The sequence below is a fragment of the Streptomyces sp. NPDC102283 genome (assembly GCF_044766265.1).
GTDB lineage: Bacteria > Actinomycetota > Actinomycetes > Streptomycetales > Streptomycetaceae > Streptomyces.
The window spans coordinates 106,002-128,311 of sequence record NZ_JBIWLQ010000012.1 but is presented as its reverse complement, the minus strand read 5'-3'; the positions used below and the strand labels follow the sequence as shown (position 1 = coordinate 128,311).

17 protein-coding genes are annotated in these 22,310 nt (G+C 71.3%); 9 read left to right on the top strand and 8 right to left on the bottom strand.

The features are described 5' to 3' along the window. Positions 1-136: 136 nt before the first annotated feature. The gene (metG, locus tag ACIRJT_RS23845; protein WP_403912302.1) at positions 137-1,750 is read left to right on the top strand and encodes a methionine--tRNA ligase; all 1,614 of its coding nucleotides are present in this window, start codon (positions 137-139) and stop codon (positions 1,748-1,750) included. 70 nt (positions 1,751-1,820) lie between these two features. On the opposite strand, the gene ACIRJT_RS23840 is transcribed toward metG, so the two are convergent. The 3 genes from ACIRJT_RS23840 to aspS form a co-directional block, all read right to left on the bottom strand. After that, positions 1,821-2,402 carry a Uma2 family endonuclease gene (locus tag ACIRJT_RS23840; protein WP_403912300.1) on the bottom strand — a complete coding sequence of 194 codons (582 nt, stop codon included), beginning with the start codon at positions 2,400-2,402 and terminating at the stop codon, positions 1,821-1,823. 100 nt (positions 2,403-2,502) lie between these two features. Next, positions 2,503-3,294, bottom strand: coding sequence for a L,D-transpeptidase family protein (locus ACIRJT_RS23835; protein WP_403912297.1), 792 nt, complete (start codon positions 3,292-3,294; stop codon positions 2,503-2,505). A gap of 266 nt (positions 3,295-3,560) precedes the next feature. Beyond that, positions 3,561-5,372 (bottom strand): aspartate--tRNA ligase, encoded by a 1,812-nt coding sequence (gene aspS, locus ACIRJT_RS23830; protein ID WP_403912294.1) that lies wholly within the window; start codon positions 5,370-5,372, stop codon positions 3,561-3,563. A 166-nt stretch (positions 5,373-5,538) separates the two neighbouring features. Between aspS and ACIRJT_RS23825 the strand changes: the two genes are divergently transcribed. Next, on the top strand, positions 5,539-7,668 hold the full coding sequence (locus ACIRJT_RS23825; protein WP_403912292.1) for a SpoIIE family protein phosphatase: 2,130 nt from the start codon (positions 5,539-5,541) through the stop codon (positions 7,666-7,668). A 69-nt stretch (positions 7,669-7,737) separates the two neighbouring features. Here ACIRJT_RS23825 and ACIRJT_RS23820 read toward each other — a convergent pair whose 3' ends face one another. The 3 genes from ACIRJT_RS23820 to ACIRJT_RS23810 all read right to left on the bottom strand — a co-directional run bounded on the left by ACIRJT_RS23820 (position 7,738) and on the right by ACIRJT_RS23810 (position 10,605). Beyond that, positions 7,738-8,865, bottom strand: a complete 1,128-nt coding sequence (locus ACIRJT_RS23820) for an AI-2E family transporter (RefSeq protein ID WP_403912289.1) — start codon at positions 8,863-8,865, stop codon at positions 7,738-7,740. Between the two features lie 116 nt (positions 8,866-8,981). Next, positions 8,982-9,938, bottom strand: a complete 957-nt coding sequence (locus ACIRJT_RS23815; protein ID WP_403912286.1) for a pirin family protein — start codon at positions 9,936-9,938, stop codon at positions 8,982-8,984. A 199-nt stretch (positions 9,939-10,137) separates the two neighbouring features. Beyond that, positions 10,138-10,605 (bottom strand): SseB family protein, encoded by a 468-nt coding sequence (locus tag ACIRJT_RS23810; protein ID WP_371624555.1) that lies wholly within the window; start codon positions 10,603-10,605, stop codon positions 10,138-10,140. 167 nt (positions 10,606-10,772) lie between these two features. On the opposite strand from ACIRJT_RS23810, the gene ACIRJT_RS23805 reads away from it, so the two are divergent. From ACIRJT_RS23805 to ACIRJT_RS23780, 6 genes are all read left to right on the top strand, one after another. Continuing rightward, positions 10,773-12,599, top strand: coding sequence for an acyl-CoA dehydrogenase (locus ACIRJT_RS23805; RefSeq protein WP_403912283.1), 1,827 nt, complete (start codon positions 10,773-10,775; stop codon positions 12,597-12,599). 109 nt (positions 12,600-12,708) lie between these two features. Then, the gene (locus ACIRJT_RS23800) at positions 12,709-13,335 is read left to right on the top strand and encodes a Uma2 family endonuclease (protein WP_403912282.1); all 627 of its coding nucleotides are present in this window, start codon (positions 12,709-12,711) and stop codon (positions 13,333-13,335) included. A gap of 60 nt (positions 13,336-13,395) precedes the next feature. After that, positions 13,396-14,694, top strand: coding sequence for a M18 family aminopeptidase (locus ACIRJT_RS23795; protein WP_403912279.1), 1,299 nt, complete (start codon positions 13,396-13,398; stop codon positions 14,692-14,694). Between the two features lie 100 nt (positions 14,695-14,794). Beyond that, on the top strand, positions 14,795-15,016 hold the full coding sequence (locus ACIRJT_RS23790; RefSeq protein ID WP_215104431.1) for a DUF6458 family protein: 222 nt from the start codon (positions 14,795-14,797) through the stop codon (positions 15,014-15,016). Between the two features lie 182 nt (positions 15,017-15,198). After that, positions 15,199-18,027, top strand: coding sequence for a BTAD domain-containing putative transcriptional regulator (locus tag ACIRJT_RS23785; protein ID WP_403912276.1), 2,829 nt, complete (start codon positions 15,199-15,201; stop codon positions 18,025-18,027). A 155-nt stretch (positions 18,028-18,182) separates the two neighbouring features. Next, positions 18,183-18,875, top strand: coding sequence for a DUF4232 domain-containing protein (locus ACIRJT_RS23780; RefSeq protein WP_403912273.1), 693 nt, complete (start codon positions 18,183-18,185; stop codon positions 18,873-18,875). Between the two features lie 40 nt (positions 18,876-18,915). Here ACIRJT_RS23780 and ACIRJT_RS23775 read toward each other — a convergent pair whose 3' ends face one another. Continuing rightward, positions 18,916-20,733, bottom strand: a complete 1,818-nt coding sequence (locus ACIRJT_RS23775; protein WP_403912270.1) for a thioredoxin-like domain-containing protein — start codon at positions 20,731-20,733, stop codon at positions 18,916-18,918. A gap of 64 nt (positions 20,734-20,797) precedes the next feature. Between ACIRJT_RS23775 and ACIRJT_RS23770 the strand changes: the two genes are divergently transcribed. Then, positions 20,798-21,289 carry an LURP-one-related/scramblase family protein gene (locus tag ACIRJT_RS23770; protein ID WP_403912268.1) on the top strand — a complete coding sequence of 164 codons (492 nt, stop codon included), beginning with the start codon at positions 20,798-20,800 and terminating at the stop codon, positions 21,287-21,289. Between the two features lie 62 nt (positions 21,290-21,351). On the opposite strand, the gene ACIRJT_RS23765 is transcribed toward ACIRJT_RS23770, so the two are convergent. Next, the gene (locus ACIRJT_RS23765) at positions 21,352-22,146 is read right to left on the bottom strand and encodes a carbon-nitrogen family hydrolase (RefSeq protein WP_403912266.1); all 795 of its coding nucleotides are present in this window, start codon (positions 22,144-22,146) and stop codon (positions 21,352-21,354) included. Positions 22,147-22,310 lie beyond the last annotated feature (164 nt).

The window sequence follows — 22,310 nt, the reverse complement described above, 5'->3', positions numbered from 1 at the left end:
ATGCGACTTTCCTACGGGAACCATTACGGGAACGGATGTTTCGCAAAGCTCTCCACCGGAGGCCGCCGCTCCGCCCGCACGGGGCCCGCGTTTATCGATGTGAGTGGATCTTGATCTGGCCGTTAGGATTTCGACCATGGCGGCCACTGGATCCGAGAAGCAGGGGGCGAAGGCGTACTACGTCTCGACCCCCATCTACTACGTCAACGACGCTCCTCACCTGGGCCACGCCTACACGACCGTCGCAGGCGACGTGCTCACGCGCTGGCACCGCCAGCGCGGCGAGAAGGTGTGGTACCTCACCGGCACGGACGAGCACGGTCAGAAGATCATGCGCACGGCCGAGGCGAACAACGTCACGCCGCAGGCCTGGTGCGACAAGCTCGTCGAGGAGGCGTGGAAGCCCCTCTGGGAGCACCTGAACATCGCCAACGACGACTTCATCCGGACGACGGAGAAGCGGCACACCGACCGTGTGCAGGAGTTCGTGCAGGACCTGTACGGCAAGGACGAGATCTACAAGGGCGGGTACGAGGGCCCGTACTGCGTGGGTTGCGAGGAGTACAAGCTCCCCGGCGATCTGATCGACGGCGAGGGCGAGTTCGCCGGGCAGAAGCTCTGCCCGATCCACAAGAAGCCGGTGGAGCTCCTCAAGGAGGAGAACTACTTCTTCAAGCTGAGCGAGTACGGCCCGAAGCTGCTGGAGTTCTACGCGGCGAACCCCGGCTTCATCCAGCCCGAGTCGGCGCGCAACGAGGTCGTGAACTTCGTCGAGCAGGGTCTCCAGGACCTGTCGATCTCGCGCTCGACGTTCGACTGGGGCGTCCCGGTGCCGTGGGACGACAAGCACGTCATCTACGTGTGGGTCGACGCGCTGCTCAACTACGCGACGGCCGTGGGCTACGGCGCGAACCAGGAGAAGTTCGAGGGTACGTTCCCGGCGGACGTGCACCTGATCGGCAAGGACATCCTCCGCTTCCACTCGGTGATCTGGCCCGCGATGCTGATGGCGCAGGGTCTGCCGGTGCCGGGCAAGGTCGTCGCCAACGGCTGGCTGATGGTCGGCGGCGAGAAGATGTCCAAGTCCAATCTGACCGGCATCAAGCCGCAGGACCTGACCTCGCACTTCGGCGTGGACGCGTACCGCTGGTACTTCCTGCGGGCCATCGCGTACGGCAGCGACGGGGCGTTCTCGTGGGAGGACTTCACCGCCCGCTACACCTCCGAGCTGGCCAACGACTACGGCAACCTCGCCTCGCGGGTCGCGGCGATGGTCGGCAAGTACTTCGGCGGTGCGCTGCCGGAGGCGACGGCCGCCGGTGACGCCGAGCGGGCCGTGCAGGAGGGCCTGGCGAAGGCCGTGGCGACCGCCGACCGGAAGATCGGCGAGGAGCTGGACTTCCAGTCCGGCATCCTGGCGGTCTTCGACTTCGTGAAGCAGGTCAACGGCTACATCACGGAGCAGGAGCCGTGGAAGGTGGCCAAGGACACCAGCCCGGAGGGCCAGGCCCGCCTGGCGACCGTCCTGTACACGGCCGCCGAGTCGCTGCGCGGGGTCGCGGTTCTGCTCAACCCGGTGATGCCGGAGACCTCGCAGAAGCTCTGGGAGTCCCTGGGCGCCGAGGAGTCCCTGGGCGCGCTGGCCGACCAGAAGGTCCAGGACGCGGGCGTCTGGGGCGTCCTGCCCGCGGGCGCGACGGTGACGAAGGGCGCGGTGCTGTTCCCGCGCCTGGAGGAGAAGCCGGCGTAACGCCTCCGTACGCACGATGAGCCCGGGACCGTGAACAGCGGTCCCGGGCTCTTCGCGTTCCGGCTTCGGGTCAGCGCGTCCAGTTCTTGAGCGGCTCGGTGTCCAGCTCGATCCCGACCGGGTCGGGGAGGGTGACGGTCTTGCCGTAGGGCACGGTGACGACCTGCTCGTAGCGGACACCGTCGGGCCCCGAGTGGACCTTCACCTCACAGCTGTCCCGGTCGATCAGCAGATAGACGGGGATACCGGTCTCGGCGTACGCGCGCGGCTTCTCGACGCGGTCGCGGCGGTCGGTGTCCTCGTCGTACGAGGTGACCTCGACGACCATGAGGACGTCGTCGGGGCTGGCCCACTCGCCCTGGCCGACGAAGGCGCCGCTGCGGGCGAAGGCCCCGTCGGGGCGGGCATTGCCCTTGCGATACGTCTCGACGCGCAGCCCTTGCTCGGAATAGAGCCATCGATTCGGATCCGCCTGCATGCACAGGCGCGTCAGCCACTCGATGATCCGCCCGTGGTCCCCGTCCGGCGCAGCCTTGACCCCCAGTTTCCCGTTCACGAACTCCAGCCGCAGTGCCTCCTCCGCACGTATGGCGCTACGGGCCAGCTCTTCGAAGACGTCCTGCGTCAGGACGCGGTCCTCGACCACGCTCACAACGGCCTCCTCCTGCACCGGGCCACCGGGTCACTTGTACCGGGGAACATCCTCAGCGTACGGGCAAGGCCCCCCGCCCGTACGCCCGATCACTGCCCGATCACCGCCCCAGGGTCGCCGCGTCCCCCATCACGATCACCGGGTTCATGGCCGGGTCCAGGGTGCGCAGGAGTTCCTCCATGTGTTCCTCGGGCACGGAGACGCAGCCCTGGGTGGGGCCGCCGTGGTCGACGTGGATCCAGATGCCGCCGCCGCGTTCGAGGCCGAGCGGGCGGGTGCGGTTCAGGGGGCTGACGCCCGCCGTGCGGTTGTAGTTGATCGCGACGACGTAGTCGAAGGAGCCCTCCAGCGGCTCTCCGAAGAAGCCCTCGCCGTCCACCGCGAACCGGGGGTGCTCGTCGTACGGCAGCAGCGCTCCCGGGTCGGGGAGCCGACCACCCGCGTCGGTGAGCGGGTAGACGCCCGTGGGGGACCTCAGGTCGCCCGCCACATGGTGGTCCGTCCAGCCGTCCATGCCGTTGTGCGCCGGCCAGGGCCCCAGGACCGGCTGCCAGCTCTTCGCCGGGTCCTCGCGGCTGTACAGGACCGCGCCGGACCGGTGGGAGTCGGCCTCCTCGCCGGTCACGACGAACACCTGCCGGGCCTCGGCGGGGACCTGGGCCAGGGTCTCCGGTCCCAGGCCGGGGATCCCGGCGGGGCTCGGCGTGGCCTCCGGGGCGGGTGATGCCCGGCGTACGGAAGCGGCGTCGGACTCCGGGCCCGCGGCGCCCAGCCCCGCCGCTCCCACGGGAGTCTTCGCGGGAGCGGCTCCGGAGGCGCAGCCGGTGAGCAGCAGGGCCAGGACGAGGAGTGGTGCGGCGAGCAGGGCGGGCGGGCGGCGCGGGACGGACACGGTGGCGGGCTCCTCGGATGGCGGCGGACGGCGCGACGCGGCAAGGGGTTCGAGAGGGGTGTCTCGGTGCCAGTCCTTGCCGGGCCCGGCCCGCTCGAACCCGAACCGGGGCCATCCGGCTGTACCGCGTCGCCCTGACCGCGTAGCCCTGCTGTCATCGGCTCTCCGCCGCGTGCAACGAAACAGCCCCCGATCGGGTGATCGGGGGCTGTTTCACGTGAAACACGCGCGGAGCGGGAGGAGCCGCGAGGGCTGCCCCTCCGGAACTACTTCTCCGCGGTCTTCTCCGCGGTCTTCTCCGACGCGCCCGCGCCCTTCGCGGCGACCGGCTTGCGCAGCTGGATGTTCAGCTCGCGCAGACGGGTCTCGTCCAGCTCGGTCGGGGCGCCCATCATCAGGTCCTGGGCGTTGCCGTTGAGCGGGAAGGCGATCGTCTCGCGGATGTTCGGCTCGTCGGCGAGCAGCATCACGATGCGGTCGACGCCCGGGGCGATGCCACCGTGCGGCGGGGCGCCGAGACGGAACGCGCGGAGCATGCCCGCGAACTCGTGCTCGACGGTCTCGCGGTCGTAACCGGCGATCTCGAAGGCCTTGAGCATCAGCTCGGGCTCGTGGTTACGGATGGCGCCCGAGGACAGCTCGATGCCGTTGCAGACGATGTCGTACTGCCAGGCGAGAATGTCGAGCGGGTCCTTCTCCTCCAGGTCGGCGAGGCCGCCCTGGGGCATCGAGAAGGGGTTGTGCGAGAAGTCGACCTTCCCGGTCTCCTCGTCCTTCTCGTACATCGGGAAGTCGACGATCCAGCAGAACCGGAACACGCCCTCCTCGAAGTGGCCGGCGCGCTTGGCGGCCTCGACCCGGACGGCCGACATGATCTTGGAGACCTCGTCGAACTCGCCCGCGCCGAAGAAGATCGCGTGGCCCGGGACCAGCGAGAGGCGCTCGGTGAGCGTCTTGACGTCGGTCTCGGTGAGGAACTTGGCGATCGGTCCGGCCAGCGTGCCGTCCTCGCCCACGCGCACCCAGGCCAGGCCCTTGGCGCCGTGCTCGACGGCGTACTCACCGAGGCCGTCGAAGAACTTCCGGGACTGGCCCGCGGTGTCCGGCACCGGCAGCGCGCGGACGTGCTTGCCGGCGAACGCCTTGAACCCGGAGTCGGCGAAGACGTCCGAGATGTCGACGAGCTCCAGCTTTGCGCGCAGGTCCGGCTTGTCGTTGCCGTATTTCAGCATCGACTCGCGGAACGGGATGCGCGGGAACGGCGACGTGACCTCGCGGCCGTTGCCGAACTCGGTGAAGAGCTCGGTCATCAGCTTCTCGATCGGCTGGAAGACGTCCTCCTGCTCGACGAAGGACATCTCGACGTCGAGCTGGTAGAACTCGCCCGGAGAGCGGTCCGCGCGGGCGTCCTCGTCGCGGAAGCAGGGCGCGATCTGGAAGTAGCGGTCGAAGCCCGAGATCATCAGCAGCTGCTTGAACTGCTGCGGGGCCTGCGGCAGCGCGTAGAACTTGCCGGGGTTCAGCCGGGACGGGACGACGAAGTCACGGGCGCCCTCGGGGGAGGTCGCGGTGAGGATCGGGGTCGCCATCTCGTTGAAGCCGAGGGCCACCATCTTGGAGCGGATGGAGGCGATCACGGCCGAGCGCAGCATGATGTTGCGGTGCATGCGCTCACGGCGCAGGTCGAGGAAGCGGTACTCCAGGCGCCGCTCCTCGTTGACGCCGTCCTCGGTGTTGATCGTGAAGGGCAGCGGGCCGGCCTCGCCGAGCACCTCGACCTCGGTGACCTCGATCTCGATCTCGCCGGTCGGCAGCTCCGGGTTGACGTTGTCGGCGCCGCGCGCGGAGACCTTGCCGTCGATCCGGACGACGGTCTCCTTGGTGAGCTTCGCCAGCGCCTCGTTGCCGGGGGTGCCCGGGCGGGCGACGAGCTGCACCAGACCGTAGTGGTCGCGCAGATCGATGAAGAGGATGCCACCCAGGTCTCGGCGATTGTGCAGCCAGCCGCTCAGCCGGACGTCGGTGCCGACGTCAGAGGCGCGGAGCTCGCCGCAGGTGTGGGACCTGTACCGATGCATCGTCGTTCATCCAGTCTTCGCGTTTGGGGGTGGATCGGAGCCTCCCCAGGCTACCGCCCGGGGACGGGACGGTTCATTTCCCTTTACGTCGCCGTACCCGCCGCCCCCGGGGCAGGTGGCGGCCCCTCGGTGGCGTCCGCCGAGCACATCTTCCTAAAGTGGGGCAATGCGCACCGAGGAAGTCCTGGCCGCGATCGCGACGGGCCTGTGGCGCTGGGACAACGCAGCCGGCACGGTCACGCTCGACGCGGAGGCGGCCCGGCTGCTCGGGCTGCCCGCCGAGCCGGGCAGCTACCGGGAATCGGCGGTGCGCTCCCGCTTCCACCCGGTCGACTGGAACGAGATCTACGGGGTGGTGAACCTCGCGGTCACCGAGGGCACCCTCGCCGAGGCGCGGCTGCGGATCGTGGACGAGCGCGGCCGGGTCCTCCGTACGGTGCGCAGCCGCTCCAAGCCGGTCGTCCCGCCGGACCAGGACGCCGGGAACTACGTCCTCTTCGGCACGCTCCAGGAGGTCGCCGAGCCGCAGCCCGGCTCCACCGACGCCGCCCACACGCCGATCACCGGGGACTGGCGCCGGTCCCGGGAGGCGTTCCTGCTGGACGCCGGGCGGGCGCTGGCCGAGGCCCGGTCCACCGCGGAGGTGCTGCGGGTCGCCGGTTCGCTCTCCATGCCCGGCTTCTCCCCGGACGGGCTCGCGGTCTTCGGCTCCGCCGGGGAGCGGCTGACGATCATCGGGCACCACGGGCACAGCTCGGGGGACGAGGAGCCCTTCACCGACATGCCCCTGGAGACGGACTACCCGGCCGCCGAGGTCGTCCGCACCGGCCGGGCGATCTATCTCCCCTCCCCCGACGAGTACCGCCGCCGCTACCCGGCCACCTGGCCGCTCGCCCGACGCTTCAAGCGGCAGTCCTGGGCTTTTCTGCCCCTGGTGTCCTCCGGGCGCACGATGGGCGCCTGGATGGCGGGGTTCCGGCATCCGGTGGCGTTCTCCCCGGACGAGCGCGCGGTGCTCTCGACGGTCGCCCGCATGCTCGCCCAGGCCCTGGCCCGCGCCGGGGTGGCCGAGACGGAACGCGAGCTGTCGCTCGGGCTCCAGCGCTCGATGATGCCGACCCTGGGCCCGCAGATCCCCGGCATGACGGTGGCCGCGCGGTACGTGCCGACCGGCGGCGGGCTCCAGGTGGGCGGCGACTGGTACGACATGATCCCGCTGCCCAACGGCCGCATCGCCCTGGTCATCGGCGACGTCCAGGGCCACGACGTACGGGCCGCCGGGCTGATGGGCCAGCTCCGCATCGCCCTGCGCGCCTACGCCTCCGAGGGGCACCGCCCGGACGCCGTGCTCTCCCGGGCCTCGCGCTTCCTGTCCGGGCTCACCGACGCGTACGAGAGCGTCGAGGGCGACGAGGAGCCCGCGACGCCGCGCTTCGCGACCTGCCTGTACGCGGAGGTGGACCCGGAGGCCGGGACCCTGGACATCGCCCGCGCCGGCCACCCCGACCCGGTGGTGATCGGCGCCGACGGGACCGCGGTGATCCGGCAGACGGCCGGCGGGCTGCCGCTCGGGATCGAGACGGACTCCGACTACCCCACCACCCGGGTGGTCCTGGAACCCGGGGAGACGATCATGCTGTGCACGGACGGCCTCATCGAGACGGGCGGGCACGACATGGCCACCGGCTGGACCCGGCTGCGGCCGGTCCTGGAGGAGCCCGTCGAGGACCTGGAACAGCTGGCCGACGCCTTGGTCCAGGCCGTGCACGGGCCGGCCTCGCACTACACGACGGGGCCGCTCGCGGACCGGCGGGAGGACGACATCGCGGTCCTGGTGCTGCGGCGCGAGAGCACCTCCGCCCGGGAGACGCCGCCTCGCCGCAGCGTCCTGACCATCGCGCAGGCCGAGCCCGAGCGGGTCTCGGTCGGCCGGCAGCTCGTGCGCGAACTGCTCCACGACTGGAGCGATCCCGACCAGGTCGACTCGGCGGTCCTGATGGTCTCCGAGATGGCCACCAACGTGCTCGTCCACACCGACGGGGACGCGCTGATGGTGGCGGAGATCTCCGGCGAGCAGGGGGAGCGGCGGCTGCGCGTCGAGGTCGCCGACGCCAGCGACGAACTGCCGCACAAGAGGCGGCCGGGCGAGATGGCGTCCAGCGGGCGGGGGCTGGTGCTGATGGAGATGCTCGCGGACGCGTGGGGGGTGGATCCGCGCGGGGAGGGGAAGTCGATCTGGTTCGAGCTGTACGAGTCGGACGGGCCGGGGGAGTCGGGGGAGGCCGCGGCCCCCTGAGGCCGGCCCACAGGCCCCGCGGCCCTGTCTTCCGGAGCGCTCGGGGTCAACCCCGTACCGGTTCCGTCCTCAAACACCGGACGGGCTGGGATGGCTGCCCGACGGGCCCGGGTCGCCGCCGGACGGGCCGGAACCGCCCGGGGCCGGACCGGGTCGGGCCCCGTACCCCCTGCGCAGCTCGCCCAGGACCCCGAAAGCCGCCGCGCACAGGGGCACGGCCAGGAGCATGCCGAGCAGGCCCGCCACGCTCGCGCCCGCCGTCAGCGCGATCATGATCATGGCGGGGTGCATCTGGACCGTACGGCTCTGGATCATCGGCTGGAGCACATGGCCCTCCAGCACCTGGACCGCCAGCACCACCCCCAGGACCCACAGGGCGATCACGAGCCCCCGGTCGGCCAGCGCGACCAGCACCGCCACCGCGCCGGAGAGGAACGCCCCGAGGTACGGGATGTACGCGCCGACGAACACCAGCGCGCCGAGCCCCACCGCGCCGGGGACACCCAGGATCAGCAGGCCCACCGTGATGCACACGGCGTCGATCAGGGCGATGAACGTGGTGCCGCGCATGAAGCCCTCGACGGCCTCGAACGCCCGGCGCCCCATGGCCTCCACCAGGTCCCCGGTGCCGCGCGGGGCCACCGAGTGGGCCAGGCTCACCGCTCGGTCCGAGTCGCGCAGGAAGAAGAACGTCAGCAGCAGGGCCAGCACACTGGTCGCCACCAGCGAACCGACCAGGCTGATGCCGCTGAGCAGACCGCCCGCAGCGCTCGCCCCGAACTTCTCGACCAGGTTCTTCGCGTTGTCGGCCAGATCGTCGACGTCCGTGGCCCCCGCGATGTCCAGGTGGTCCACGACCCACTGGCCGGCGTCCTTCAGCGAGTCGACGATCTGGTCGCCGGAGTCGACGAGGGCGGTGACGACGATGTATCCGGCGCCCCCGACCACCGCGACGAGGGCCGCGCAGGTCAGCCCCGCGGCCAGCGACCGGTTGAGCCTGCGGGCGATGAGCCACCGGTGGACGGGGCCGAGCAGCGCGGTGCCGAGCAGCGCGAGCAGCACCGGGGTGACCGCGGTCTTGAGGACGACGACCAGCCAGATCGCGACGGCGGCGACGCCTACGACGAGCAGGACGACACCGCACCAGGCGGCCGCCCGGCGGGCGCTCTCGGGGAGGAGGGGCTGGGGTGCGGGCACCCTCCCACCCGATCACGGGGCGTGGCGGCCGGCCCGTCCGCCGCCCCCGTACGGGTGACGGAAAGTCACCTGACGGGAAGGCGGGAGGGGCTGGCGGGAGGGGTCGGCGGAAGGTGTCACATGCCGTGGACCGCGGGGACCGTGCCCAGGCGGCCGGCCTGGAAGTCCTCGAAGGCCTGCTTCAGCTCGGCCTGACTGTTCATCACGAACGGTCCGTAGTGCGCCATCGGCTCCCGGATCGGACGGCCGCCGAGGAGAGCGACCTCCAGGTCGGGGGTGTTGCCGTCCTGCCGCTCGTCCGCGCGGACGGTCAGCGAGCCGCCGGCGCCGAACACCGCGGTCTGGCCCATCGCGACGGGGCGGCGCTCCGCGCCGACCGTGCCGCGCCCGGCCAGGACGTAGGCGAGGCCGTTGAAGTCCTCGCGCCACGGCAGAGTCACCTCGGCGCCGGGCCGGACGGTGGCGTGGATCATCGTGATCGGGGTGTGGGTGATGCCGGGGCCCTCGTGGCCGTCGAGCTCACCGGCGATGACCCGGAGCAGCGCGCCGCCGTCGGGCGAGGCGAGCAGCTGGACCTCGCCGCCGCGGATGTCCTGGTAGCGCGGGGCCATCATCTTGTCGGCCTTGGGCAGGTTCACCCAGAGCTGGAGGCCGTGGAAGAGCCCGCCGGACATGACGAGCGACTCCGGCGGGGCCTCGATGTGCAGCAGGCCCGATCCGGCGGTCATCCACTGGGTGTCGCCGTTCTCGATGGTGCCGCCGCCACCGTTGGAGTCCTGGTGGATGAAGGTCCCGTCGATGAGATACGTGACCGTCTCGAAGCCGCGGTGCGGGTGCCAGGGGGTGCCCTTCGGCTCGCCCGCGGCGTACTCCACCTCACCCATCTGGTCCATCATGATGAACGGGTCGAGGTGCCGGTAGTTGATCCCCGCGAACGCGCGGCGGACGGGGAAGCCCTCGCCCTCGAAGCCGCTCGGCGCGGTCGTGACGGCGAGCACGGGACGCGCTGCGGCGTCACCCGAAGCGGTCACCTTGGGCAGGGTCAGCGGGTTGTCGACGGTCACTGCGGGCATGGAAGCCACCTCCGGGCGAGTGTTCTGCGTCCAATTTAGTTGAATGGTGAACATCCTGCAAGGCGTCGCGCATTCCCGGGCGGCCACGCCGGTGGGACCACTCGTGAACCCGACAGCGAAAAGGGTCCGCGCCACCCCTGGCACGGACCCGCGTCCGAACTACGAAACAGCAGGTCAGAGACCCACCGGGACGTCACACCTACCCATACATACGACGCATCGCGAAGTCGACCATCTGCTCGACCGCCTTGGCGTCGAAGACCATCCGGTGATCACCCTCCATGTCCAGGACGAAGCCGTAGCCCGTCGGCAGCAGGTCGATCACCTCGGCCCCGGTGATCACGAAGTACTTGGACTCCTTGCCCGCGTACAGCCGCAGCTCCTTGAGCGTGGTGAACATCGGGATCACCGGCTGCTGCGTGTTGTGCAGCGCCAGGAAGCCCGGATTGTCGCCGCGCGGGCAGTAGACCTTCGACGTGGCGAAGATCTGCTGGAAGTCCTCGGCGGAGAAGGAGCCGGTGGTGAAGGCCCGTACCGCGTCGGCCAGGGAGGGCGGCGACGGTTCGGGATACAGCGGCTGCTCCCCGTAGCCGCCGCCCATCTGACCCATCTGGCCCATCTGACCCATCTGCTGCTGAGCACCAGGGTTCTGGTCGTAGCCGTACATGCTGCAAAGAGTAATCGGACACATCTACGGCTTGAGGGGTTGCGCCTTATTACTGACGGGTAGCATCATCGTAGAGGTCAGCTGATCGACCTACGCCTGCCTGTCGCCCGACCCGCATCACTCCCCGGGGCGCTGTGCGCCACTGCTATTGATTACGGAGCCTTCCCATGGGGCACTACAAGTCGAATCTCCGCGACATCGAGTTCAACCTCTTCGAGGTCCTCGGGCGCGACAAGGTGTACGGCACCGGTCCGTTCGGTGAGATGGACGTCGACACCGCGAAGAGCATCCTGGACGAGATCGCGCGCCTCGCGGAGAACGAGCTCGCCGAGTCCTACGCGGACGCCGACCGCAACCCGCCGGTCTTCGACCCGGAGACGAAGACCGCTCCGGTCCCGGCGAGCTTCAGGAAGTCGTACCAGGCCTTCATGGACTCCGAGTACTGGCGCCTGGGCCTCCCCGAGGAGATCGGCGGCACCACCTCGCCCCGCTCCCTGATCTGGGGCTACGCGGAGCTGCTGCTCGGCGCGAACCCGGCCGTGTGGATGTACTCCTCCGGCCCGGCGTTCGCCGGCATCCTCTTCGACGAGGGCAACGACGAGCAGAAGAAGATCGCGGAGATCGCCGTCGAGAAGCAGTGGGGCTCGACGATGGTGCTGACCGAGCCGGACGCCGGCTCCGACGTCGGAGCCGGCCGGACGAAGGCCGTGCGGCAGGAGGACGGCTCCTGGCACATCGAGGGTGTGAAGCGCTTCATCACCTCGGGCGAGCACGACATGTCCGAGAACATCATCCACTACGTGCTGGCCCGCCCCGAGGGCGCCGGACCCGGCACCAAGGGTCTCTCGCTCTTCATGGTCCCGAAGTTCCACTTCGACTGGACCACCGGCGAGCTGGGCGAGCGCAACGGCGTGTACGCGACGAACGTCGAGCACAAGATGGGCCTCAAGGCCTCCAACACCTGCGAGATGACCTTCGGCGACCAGCACCCCGCCAAGGGCTGGCTGATCGGCGACAAGCACGACGGCATCCGCCAGATGTTCCGCATCATCGAGTTCGCCCGCATGATGGTCGGCACGAAGGCCATCGCCGCCCTCTCCGCGGGCTACCTGAACGCGCTGGAGTACGCCAAGGAGCGCGTCCAGGGTCCCGACCTGGCGAACTTCATGGACAAGACGGCGCCCAAGGTCACCATCACGCACCACCCCGACGTGCGCCGCTCGCTCATGACGCAGAAGGCGTACGCCGAGGGCATGCGCTCCCTCGTGCTGTACACCGCCTCCGTCCAGGACGCGATCCAGGAGCAGGAGGCCGCGGGCGAGGACGCCAAGGCGCTCAACGGCCTCAACGACCTGCTGCTGCCGATCGTGAAGGGCTACGGCTCCGAGAAGTCCTACGAGCAGCTCGCGCAGTCGCTCCAGACGTTCGGCGGCTCCGGCTACCTCCAGGAGTACCCGGTCGAGCAGTACATCCGGGACGCCAAGATCGACACCCTCTACGAGGGCACCACGGCGATCCAGGGCCAGGACTTCTTCTTCCGGAAGATCGTCCGCGACCAGGGCGCCTCGCTCAACACGCTCTCCGAGGAGATCAAGAAGTTCCTCGCGGGCGCCCACGGCAACGAGGAGCTCGCCCCGGCGCTGGACTCGCTCGCCAAGGCCGCCGTGGACCTGGAGGCGATCGTCGGCACGATGATCACCGACCTCACCGCGACCGGTGAGGACGTCAAGAACATCTACAAGGTGGGCCTCAACACGACCCGCCTGCTGATGGCGTCCGGCGACGTCGTCGTCGGCTACCTGCTGCTCAAGGGCGCGGCCGTGGCCGCCGAGAAGCTGCCGACCGCCTCCGCCAAGGACGTCCCCTTCTACCAGGGCAAGATCGCCGCCGCGAAGTTCTTCGCCGCGAACGTCCTGCCGGGCGTCTCGACCGAGCGCGCGCTCGCCGAGTCGATCGACAACTCCCTGATGGAGCTGGACGAGGCCGCGTTCTAAGGAATCGCTCGCCTCTTTCGTCAACACGCGCCGCCACCCGGAATCTGTTCGGGTGGCGGCGCTGTCGTATCAGCTGGGTACGCTGAGTGCACGGGCCAGGATCCCTTCCATGGGAAGAACCATGACCGCCGAGGCACAGTCCGAAGCGTCGCAGCAGCGGCGCACCAACCCCGGGTGGCCGGTCCCGCCACCGGACGGCTACACCGTGGACGATTTCTTCACGCTTGACGACCTCCCGCCGCACACAGAGCTGATCGACGGGAACCTGGTTCTCGTGAGTCCGCAGCGGAAGTTCCACACGCTGGCGATGTATCTGCTGGAGCAGGGGCTGCGCCTCCACGTGCCTGGGCACCTGCGCGTGCGCCGGGAGATGGCGGTCGTCCTGGGCAAGCGGAGTGTGCCCCAGCCGGATCTGGTGGTGGTGTCGGCGGAGGCGGACGGCGACCAGCTCCAGAGGCGCTATCGGGCCGCAGACGTCCTGCTCGCCGTCGAAGTCGTCTCGCCCGACTCCGAGGACCGCGACCGGGACACCAAGCCGCACAAGTACGCGGCAGAGGGCATCAAGCACTTCTGGCTGGTGGAAATGATCGGCGATGGCCACCGCCCCATGGTCATCACCTACGAGCTCGACCCGGTCGACAAGACGTATGTCTCCACCGGCGTCCACCACGACCGGCTCAAGCTCTCCGCTCCGTACGACATCGATATCGACCTGACCTCGATCGACGAGCTGTAGGGCCACCGATCTCCCCGGTCACCGGATACCGGACTCCGAGTCCTCGTTACAGTGAAGAACATGAGTTCCCCTCTCCGGTTCGACCGCGCGCACACCGATGACCTGATGTCCTTCCTGGCGGCCAGCCCGTCCCCGTACCACGCCGTGGCGAACGCCGCCTCGCGGCTGGAGGAGGCCGGCTTCCGGCAGGTCGAGGAGACCGCCGCCTGGGACGCGTCGGCCGGTGGGAAGTACGTGCTGCGCGGCGGGGCGATCGTCGCCTGGTACGTCCCGGGGGGCGCCGGGGCGCACACCCCGTTCCGGATCGCCGGGGCGCACACCGACTCCCCGAACCTGCGGGTGAAGCCGCTCCCCGACACCGGGGCGCACGGCTGGCGCCAGATCGCCGTCGAGGTCTACGGCGGCACCCTGCTGAACACCTGGCTCGACCGGGACCTGGGCCTGGCCGGCCGGATCTCGCTGCGGGACGGCACCCACCGGCTGGTCAACATCGACCGGGCGCTGCTGCGCGTGCCGCAGCTGGCCGTGCACCTGGACCGGTCGGCCAACACCGAGGGGCTCAAGCTCGACCGGCAGAAGCACATGCAGCCGATCTGGGGGCTCGGCGACGTCGAGGAGGGCGACCTGATCCGCTTCGTCGCCGAGGAGGCGGGCGTCGACGCGCAGGACGTCACCGGCTGGGACCTGATGCCGCACGCCATCGAGCCGCCCTCGTACCTGGGCCGGGACCGGGAGCTGGTGGCCGGGCCCCGGATGGACAACCTCCTCTCGGTGCACGCCGCGACCGCCGCCCTGGCCGCCGTCGCCGGGCAGGACGACGCCGACATCCCGTACATCCCGGTGCTCGCGGCCTTCGACCACGAGGAGAACGGCTCGCAGTCCGACACCGGGGCCGACGGACCGCTGCTGGGCTCGGTGCTGGAGCGCTCGGTGTTCGCGCGCGGCGGCACGTACGAGGACCGCGCCCGCGCCTTCGCCGGCACGGTCTGCCTCTCCTCCGACACGGGCCACGCCGTGCACCCCAACTACGCGGAGCGGCACGACCCGACGCACCACCCGGTCGCCAACGGCGGGCCGATCCTCAAGGTCAACGTCAACATGCGGTACGCCACCGACGGCAGCGGCCGTGCGGTGTTCGCCGCGGCCTGCGAGAAGGCGGGCGTGCCGTGGCAGAGCTTCGTGTCCAACAACGCGATGCCCTGCGGCACCACGATCGGACCGATCACCGCGGCCCGGCACGGCATCCAGACCGTCGACATCGGCGTGGCGATCCTCTCGATGCACAGCGCGCGTGAGCTGTGCGGCGCCGACGACCCGTATCTGCTGGCGAACGCGCTCGCCTCGTTCCTCGCGGGCTGACCCGCCACCCAACCGCCTTCTCACACATGGTTGTTGCCGGGCCGGGTACGCGAGTCGTACACCGACCCGGACTCACCGGGCGGTCGAGGAGGCGGGATTCATGGGACTCGGAGGATGCATTCTCCTGATCGGTGGGGGCGCGATCCTGGCGTTCGCCACGGACTGGAAGATGGACACCGTCAATGTCGACCTGGTCGGCTGGATCATGATGCTCGTCGGCCTCGTGGGGGTCTTCGTCTACATGAGCATCGCGCGGCGCCGCCGTATGGTCGTGCCGCCCACCACCACCGTCGTCTCGGACGACGAGCACCGCTACCACTGACGGCCCGCACGACGACCGGCCCGCACGACCGCTGACGGCCCGTACGACGACCGTCCGCGGGGACGGCCGAAAGCCGTCACCGGGTCGGTCGGCTCTGCGCGGGACCTGCGGAATCCCCGATATTCTGGGTCGGATCCCGCGCCCCCACCGTGGGCGTGTCCGGCCCGGAAGGGGAGCCGCCCGTGGAGTTCCGGCTGCTCGGCACGGTCTCCGTCGAAACGCTCACCGGGCCGCTGCCCCTGGGGCCGGCCAAGCGACGCAGTCTGCTCGCCGCTCTGCTGCTGTCCGCCAACACGCCGGTCTCCATCGGGCGGTTGACGGAGTGCCTGTGGGACGACGAGCCGCCGCCCCAGGCCCGCGGCGTCATCCAGGGACACGTCTCCCGGCTGCGCGCCCTGCTGGCGGGCGCGGACGCGGAGGCCTACGGAGTGGAGCTGGCCACCCTCGGCGACGCGTACGTGCTGCGGGTCCCGGAGACGCTGCTGGACTCGCAGCGGTTCGAGGAACTGCTGACGCTGGCACGCGAGCAGCGCGGCCCCGCCGACGCCGTGCTGATGCTCAAGGAGGCGCTGTCCCTGTGGCAGGGCCCCGCGCTCAGCGGTGCGTTCGCCGGTCCGCCGCTCCGGGTGGCAGCGCACTCCCTGGAGGAATCGCGGCTGGCGACGGTCGAGCAGCTGTCCCGCGCCTACGGGGCGCTCGGGGAACACCACCGGTCCGCCGCCCTGTTGACGGCGGAGACGGCGGCGCATCCGTTGCGCGAGTCGCTGGCCGCGGAGCTGATGCTGGCGCTGTTCCGGGCGGGGCGTCAGTCGGAGGCGCTGGACCGCTTCCACCGGACGAGGCGGCTCCTCGCCGACGAGTTGGGCATCGACCCGGGGCACGAGCTCGCCGACGCCTACGCGTTGATCCTGCGCGGCGCCTCGGGGCCGCTCACGGGCACCGTCCTGCCGGAGGCCGCCGCGCCCCAACCCGCCGCCGGGGTGCCGGTGCGTGTCACCGGAGACGGTCCGGGAGCAGACGGTCCGGGAGCAGACGCCCCCGCCCCGCCGCGGCCGCCGCTCCCGGTCACTTCGCCGTCGCACAACGGCGAACCGCACCCCGTCGACCTGCTGCCCCGCGCGCCCCGCGGCTTCCACGGGCGCGCCGCCGAGCTGGCCGCGCTCAGCCGGTCGGCGGCGGGCGAGGCGCCCGTCTGCCTGGTCACCGGTCCGGCCGGGGTCGGCAAGACCGCGCTGGCCCTCCAGTGGGCGCACCGCAACCCCGCGCTCTTCCCGGACGGGCGGCTCTTCGCCGATCTGCGCGGTTTCAGCGCGGCCGGGGAGCCCGCGCTCATCGACGTCCTGCGGGAGTTCCTGCTCGCGCTCGGCGTCTCCCCGCGCCGCGTTCCGGAGTCCGTACCGGCCGCCGCCGCGCTGTTCCGCTCGCTGACCGCCCGGCGCGGGCTACTGGTGGTCCTGGACAACGCCCGCGACTCCGCCACCGTCAGGACCCTGCTGCCGGGCGGCGCCGACTGCGTCACGCTGGTCACCAGCCGCCACCGGCTGGAGGGGCTCATCGCCTCGGACGCCGCCCGGCCGGTCCCGCTCGACACCCTGGAGACCGACGACGGCACGGCGCTGCTCGCCGGAGTGCTGGGGGAGGAACGGGTCCTCGCCGAACCGGCGGCGGCCCGCCGGCTCTCCGAGCTGTGCGGCGGACTGCCCCTCGCCCTGCGCGTCACCGCCGCCCGCCTGGCGGGACGGCCCCGCTGGACGCTGGCCGCGCTGGCCGGGGAGCTGGCCGACGAGCGCGGCCGGCTGGCGTATCTCGACGTGGACGACACCGGGGTCGCCGCCGCGCTGCGGCTCACCGTCCAGCAGCTGCCGCCCGGGGCCGTCCACCAGCTCGCGCGGCTCGGCCATCATCCGGGCGGCCACTACGACCCGTACGCCGCGGCCGCCCTCGCGGGAACGGATCCGGTCACCGCGAGGGCGGCGCTGGAGCGACTGGCCGCCGCCCACCTCGTCACCGAGACCGCCCCCGGGCGTTGGGTCCTGCACGACCTGGTGCGCCTCTACGCCCGGAGCCTGGACCCGGCGTCCGCGCGCGAGGCCCTGATCGGGGTGCTCGACCACTTCATCGCCACCGCCCTGGCCGCCGCCGGCACGGCGGAGCCCGGCGGCGAACCCTGCTTCGTGCTTCCGGAGGACTACCGCAGGCCCAGTGCCGTACAGGACTTCGCCGACCGTGCGGAGGCGATGCGCTGGCTGGCCACCGAGCGCGAGGACCTGGCGCTGGCCGCCCTCGCGGCCCGGGAGGCGGGGCTCGACGACCGGGCCTGGCGGATCATCCTGCTCCAGTGGCCGCAAATGGTGTGGCGGGCGCGGGACAGCTGGTCCCCGCTGCTGGAGCTGGCCCTGGAGTCGGCGCGCGCCGGGAAGGACGCCTACGCGGAGTCGAGGGTGCTCGCGCTGCTGGGCTGGGTGCTGACGGAGGAGGGCCGCACCACCGAGGCCGTCGCCCTGCTGGAGCGCTCGGCCGCGCTCGCCCGCGAGGCAGGCGATCCGCTGGGCGAGGCAACCGCGCTGATCAACCTGGCGATCGTCCAGGCCGAGCTGGGCGCGCTTCCCACCGCACTGGAGAACTGCGCACGCGCCGTCTCGCTGGCCCGCCGGGAGGGCGACCGGCACACGGAGATGCTCGCGCTCCAGCACCTCGCCCGGATGCACCTGACCGCGCGCCGGCCCGCGGAGGCCCTCGCCTGCGCGCGGGCCGGGCTCGATCTGGGACCCGAGCACGAGGAGGCGGCGCGCCGATCCCTGCTGCTGGCCGTCTGCGGCGAGGCCCGACTGGCCCTGGGCGACGAGGAGGACGGCGTACGCCTGCTGGACCGGGCCGCACAGGAGGCGGAGCGGGCCGGCTACGACGAGGGCGCCGTACGGGCCCTCGCGGCGCTGCTGCGGGTGTCCGCGCGGACGGGGTTCCGGCGGCGGCACGACGAGGCGCTGCGACGGCTCGCCGAGGAGAGCTGAGCGGAGCTCCGGCCCCGGGGGACCCGGCGTCAGCAGGACGTCAGCGGGACAGCAGCGATACGTGAGCGGCGGCGGGCAGAGTCGTTCCCGTCAGCCGCTCAAGGGCGAGCGTCTCGACCGGACGTCCGCCTCACCGTCACCTCGGGGGAATCTCCATGCGCACCTTCCGCGACCGCACCACCGTCCTGGCCGCCGCGACCACGGCCGCCCTCGCCCTCACGCTCACCGCCTGCGGTGACGACGGCACCGGCACCCGGTCGGAGGGCTCGGCGGCGACCGACTCCGCGACCGTCGCCGCCGAGTCCCCGAAGGCCGCCGACGACGCGGCGGAGACCGGCACCACGGGCTCCACCGGCAGTGGCACCGGTACCGCGAAGGCAGCGGGCACCACCAAGGGCTCCGGCGGCACGTCCGCCGGGGACTCCGCCCCGCTGTGCACGGCGAAGGGGCTGACGATCACCGCCGAGCGGCAGGACGGCCCGCCCTACACCCACCTCACGCTGAGCGCGAAGAACACCTCCGGTGCCGGCTGCGAGATGAAGGAGTACCCGCACATCCACTTCCTGGACAACGCGCGGGGCGTCGTCCCGCCCGTCGCCAAGAGCAAGCCGCAGGCCCCGGTGGTCCTGGAGCCCGGCCAGTCCGCCTATGTCGCGGTGCGCATGTCCGAGGGCGGCCGGAAGGAGAGCACCGAGACGGTGAAGGAGTTCACGGTCACCCTGAAGGCCAACGGCGGCGGCATGGCGGTCGTGAAGTCCCCCGCCGCCGAGGGTCTCTCCGTCAACCCGCAGAAGTGGGCCACGGGTTACTGGACCACCGAGCTGCGCAACGGCGCCGACGACTTCTAGGGCGTGGCGGACCGCCCGTCGGCCTCCTGGCGGGACCCCCTCAACCCTGCTCGTCCATGCCCGCCAGCACCAGCGGCAGCCGGGGCGTTCCCTCCGCGGTCACGCGGACGGGGACGCCCCAGTCCTGTTGGTGCACATGGCAGGCCGGGTACTCGTTGGCCGGGTCGTCGTCGCAGGACGCCGCCATCGCGGAGACGTGCAACACGCCCTCGGTGGCCCCGTCCGCGAGGACCAGGTCGCGCCCGAGGTCCGTCCCCGCGCCGGAGCCCTCGGCCAGCAGCCCGGGCGGGGTCGCGGAGACCAGCAGCCGGGTCGAGGGGCCGTAGCGGGTGTCCAGCTTCTGACCCGCGGGAGCCTGGAAGACCACGTCGAGGCGGAGGGTGCCCGGGGCGATCTCGGTCGCGGCCCGCTGGGTGCGGTGCGCCCGGTCGGCGACCCGGACCGCCTCCTCGGGCAGCCGGAGCCGGGTCAGCCGGTGGCGGGCCGACTCGACGACGACCAGATCGCCGTCGACCAGCACCGCGTCGCTGGGCTCGCGGACGTCGATGGCCAGGGTGGTGACCTCGCCGGAGTCCGGGTCGTACCGGCGCAGGGCGTGGTTGTACGTGTCGCTGATCGCGACGGACCCGTCGGGCAGCGCGGTCACGCCGAGCGGATGCTGGAGGAGTGCCTGGCCGGCGGCCCCGTCGCGGTGGCCGAAGTCGAAGAGTCCGGTGCCGATGGCGGTGCGGACGTGTTCGTCGCGGTCGACCCAGCGCAGCGCGGAGGTCTCCGCGTCGGCGACCCAGAGCCGCTCCCCGTCGGCGGAGACGGCGAGCCCGGACGGCTGGGCGAACCAGGCCTCGGTGGCCGGCCCGTCGACCAGTCCCTCGTTGGTGGTCCCGGCGGCGACGCGTACGGTCGCGCTCTGCGGGTCGTACGTCCACAGCTGGTGCACGCCCGCCATGGCGATCCACAGCCGGTCGCCGAACCAGGCGATGTCCCACGGCGAGGAGAGGTCCACCTCGCGCGCCGGGCCGCTGGTCGGGGTCCCCTGCCACCACTGGCGGCCGGTCCCGGCGAGGGTGCTGGTCACGCCGGTCGTGAGGTCCAGGGCGCGGAGGGCGTGGTTGACGGTGTCCGCGACGGCGATCCGGCCGTCCGGGAGCACGGCGAGCCCCTGCGGTTCGCTGAACCGGGCCTCGTCCGGGCCGCCGTCGCTCAACCCGCGTATCCCCGTACCGAAGTGGCGGCGCACGGTCTCGCCGTCGGCGTCCAGCTCGACGAGGCGGTGCCGGGTGGTGTCGGAGACCAGGAAGCCGCCGTCCGGCAGGTGCAGCGCCTTGCCGGGGAAGCGGAGATGCGTGGCGACGGGCTCGGGCGCCACGTAGGGGCCGTCGCCGCGGCGGAGCGTGCCCTTGGCCCCGTGCTCGGCCTCCAGCTCCTCGACGAGCCTCTCGATGGCGTGCGCGTGGCCCTCGCCCGCGTGCTGGGCGACGACGTAGCCCTCGGGGTCGATCACGACGAGCGTCGGCCAGGCGCGTACGGCGTACTGCTTCCAGGTGGCCAGCTCGGGGTCGTCGAGGACGGGGTGATGGACCTCGTAGCGCTCGACGGCGTCGACGACGGCCTGGTGCTCGGCCTCGTGGACGAACTTCGGCGAGTGGACGCCGATGATCACCACGGTGTCGCGGTGCTTCTCCTCCAGCACGCGCAGCTCGTCCAGGACGTGCAGGCAGTTCACACAGCAGAACGTCCAGAAGTCGAGGATGACGATGCGCCCTCGCAGGTCAGCGAGGGTGTACTGCTTATCGCCTGTATTGAGCCAGCCGCCCTTGCCGATGAGTTCGGGGGCGCGGACGCGTGCACGTGATGCCATGCCACCAGTCAACACCGTCACCGGCTGCACGCATTCCGCCGGACCCCGGGGGAACCTGTGACGCATGAGACTTCTCGTACGTGAGCGGCTGTTCTCCATCGGCGACGACTACTGGATCGAGGACGACGGGGGCCGCAAGGTCTTCCTGGTCGACGGCAAGGCGATGCGGCTGCGCGACACCTTCGAGCTGAAGGACGCCGACGGCCGGGTCGTGGTCGAGCTGCGGCAGAAGCTGATCAGCCTGCGCGACACGATGCTCATCGAGCGGGGCGGCGAGGAGCTGGCCAAGGTCAAGCGCAAGCGGCTGTCGCTGCTCCGCAACCACTTCCGGGTGACGCTGGTGGACGGCACCGAGCTGGACGTCAGCGGCAAGATCCTGGACCGCGAGTTCGCCATCGAGTACGACGGCGAGCTGCTGGCCCAGATCTCGCGCCGCTGGCTGACCATCCGGGACACGTACGGCATCGACGTCGTCCGGGACGACGCCGACACCGCGCTGCTCATCGCGGTGGCGATGTGCGTGATCGTGCTGGCGGACAAGGAGAACGGGGACTGAGCGCCCCGCCGTGCGCGGGCGTCTCGTTGTTTCACGTGAAACGACGAGACGCCTCCAGAGCCTCAGAGGCGCGGCGGCGCGAGCCCCAGCCGGCGGTCCTTCAGTGCCGGGAACTGCTCCCGGGTCTCCCGCACCTTCGCCGGGTCCAGCTCGACGGTCAGGACCTCCTCGTCCGCGCCCGCCTGGGCCAGCACCTCGCCCCACGGGTCGACGACGATGCTGTGCCCGGCCTGCTGGATGTCGCCGTGGGTGCCCGCCGTCCCGACGGCCAGGACGTACGCCTGGTTCTCCACGGCACGGGCCTGTGCGAGGAGCGTCCAGTGGGAGCGGCGGCGCTCGGGCCAGCCCGCCGCGACGACCAGCGTCTCGGCGCCCGCGTCGACGAGCCCCCGGAACTGCTCGGGGAAGCGCAGGTCGTAACAGGTGGCGAGGCCCAGGGTGGTGTCCGGCAGGGCGACGGTCACCAACTCCTCGCCCGCGCCCATCATCACCGCCTCGCCCTTGTCGAAGCCGAAGCGGTGGATCTTGCGGTAGACGGCCGTGCGCTCGCCCCGGGGCGAGAAGACCAGGCTGGTGTTGTAGAGGGTGCCGTCGTCCGCCCGTTCGACGAAGGAGCCGGCGTGCAGCCAGGTCCCGGCCTCGGCCGCGGCCTTCGCCATCACCTCGTGCGTGGGGCCTTCCAACGGCTCGGCCTCCGCCTCGAAGGCGGTGTAGGCGAACGCCCCGACCGGCCACAGCTCAGGAAGAACCACCAGGTCAGCGCCCCGCTGGGCGACCACCAGCGAAGCCGCCCGCGCCCTGCGGGCATCGACGGTTTCGTCCGGGTCAACTGCGATCTGGATGAGAGAGGCGCGCACACTACCACCGTCCTGGCATTCAAGCCGTCAACACGGGCCTACGATCGTCACACCAAAGCACTGCCGGGGTGCCTGCTCGCAGCGTAACTTGGACCCACCGCCGGTGGGTCCGGCGGTCGAACCTCCCACGCAGCTCGCCGACAGCGCCGTCAGTGCCAGCCCAC

Excerpts from the sequence above, each read along its gene's own strand:
- ACIRJT_RS23805 (WP_403912283.1), top strand. The coding sequence starts at position 10,773 with ATGGGGCACTACAAGTCGAATCTCCGCGACATCGAGTTCAACCTCTTC.
- ACIRJT_RS23825 (WP_403912292.1), top strand. The coding sequence starts at position 5,539 with ATGCGCACCGAGGAAGTCCTGGCCGCGATCGCGACGGGCCTGTGGCGC.
- metG (WP_403912302.1), top strand. The coding sequence starts at position 137 with ATGGCGGCCACTGGATCCGAGAAGCAGGGGGCGAAGGCGTACTACGTC.
- ACIRJT_RS23790 (WP_215104431.1), top strand. The coding sequence starts at position 14,795 with ATGGGACTCGGAGGATGCATTCTCCTGATCGGTGGGGGCGCGATCCTG.
- ACIRJT_RS23795 (WP_403912279.1), top strand. The coding sequence starts at position 13,396 with ATGAGTTCCCCTCTCCGGTTCGACCGCGCGCACACCGATGACCTGATG.
- ACIRJT_RS23815 (WP_403912286.1), bottom strand. The coding sequence starts at position 9,938 with ATGCCCGCAGTGACCGTCGACAACCCGCTGACCCTGCCCAAGGTGACC.
- ACIRJT_RS23770 (WP_403912268.1), top strand. The coding sequence starts at position 20,798 with ATGAGACTTCTCGTACGTGAGCGGCTGTTCTCCATCGGCGACGACTAC.
- ACIRJT_RS23775 (WP_403912270.1), bottom strand. The coding sequence starts at position 20,733 with ATGGCATCACGTGCACGCGTCCGCGCCCCCGAACTCATCGGCAAGGGC.
- aspS (WP_403912294.1), bottom strand. The coding sequence starts at position 5,372 with ATGCATCGGTACAGGTCCCACACCTGCGGCGAGCTCCGCGCCTCTGAC.
- ACIRJT_RS23810 (WP_371624555.1), bottom strand. The coding sequence starts at position 10,605 with ATGTACGGCTACGACCAGAACCCTGGTGCTCAGCAGCAGATGGGTCAG.
- ACIRJT_RS23800 (WP_403912282.1), top strand. The coding sequence starts at position 12,709 with ATGGGAAGAACCATGACCGCCGAGGCACAGTCCGAAGCGTCGCAGCAG.
- ACIRJT_RS23780 (WP_403912273.1), top strand. The coding sequence starts at position 18,183 with ATGCGCACCTTCCGCGACCGCACCACCGTCCTGGCCGCCGCGACCACG.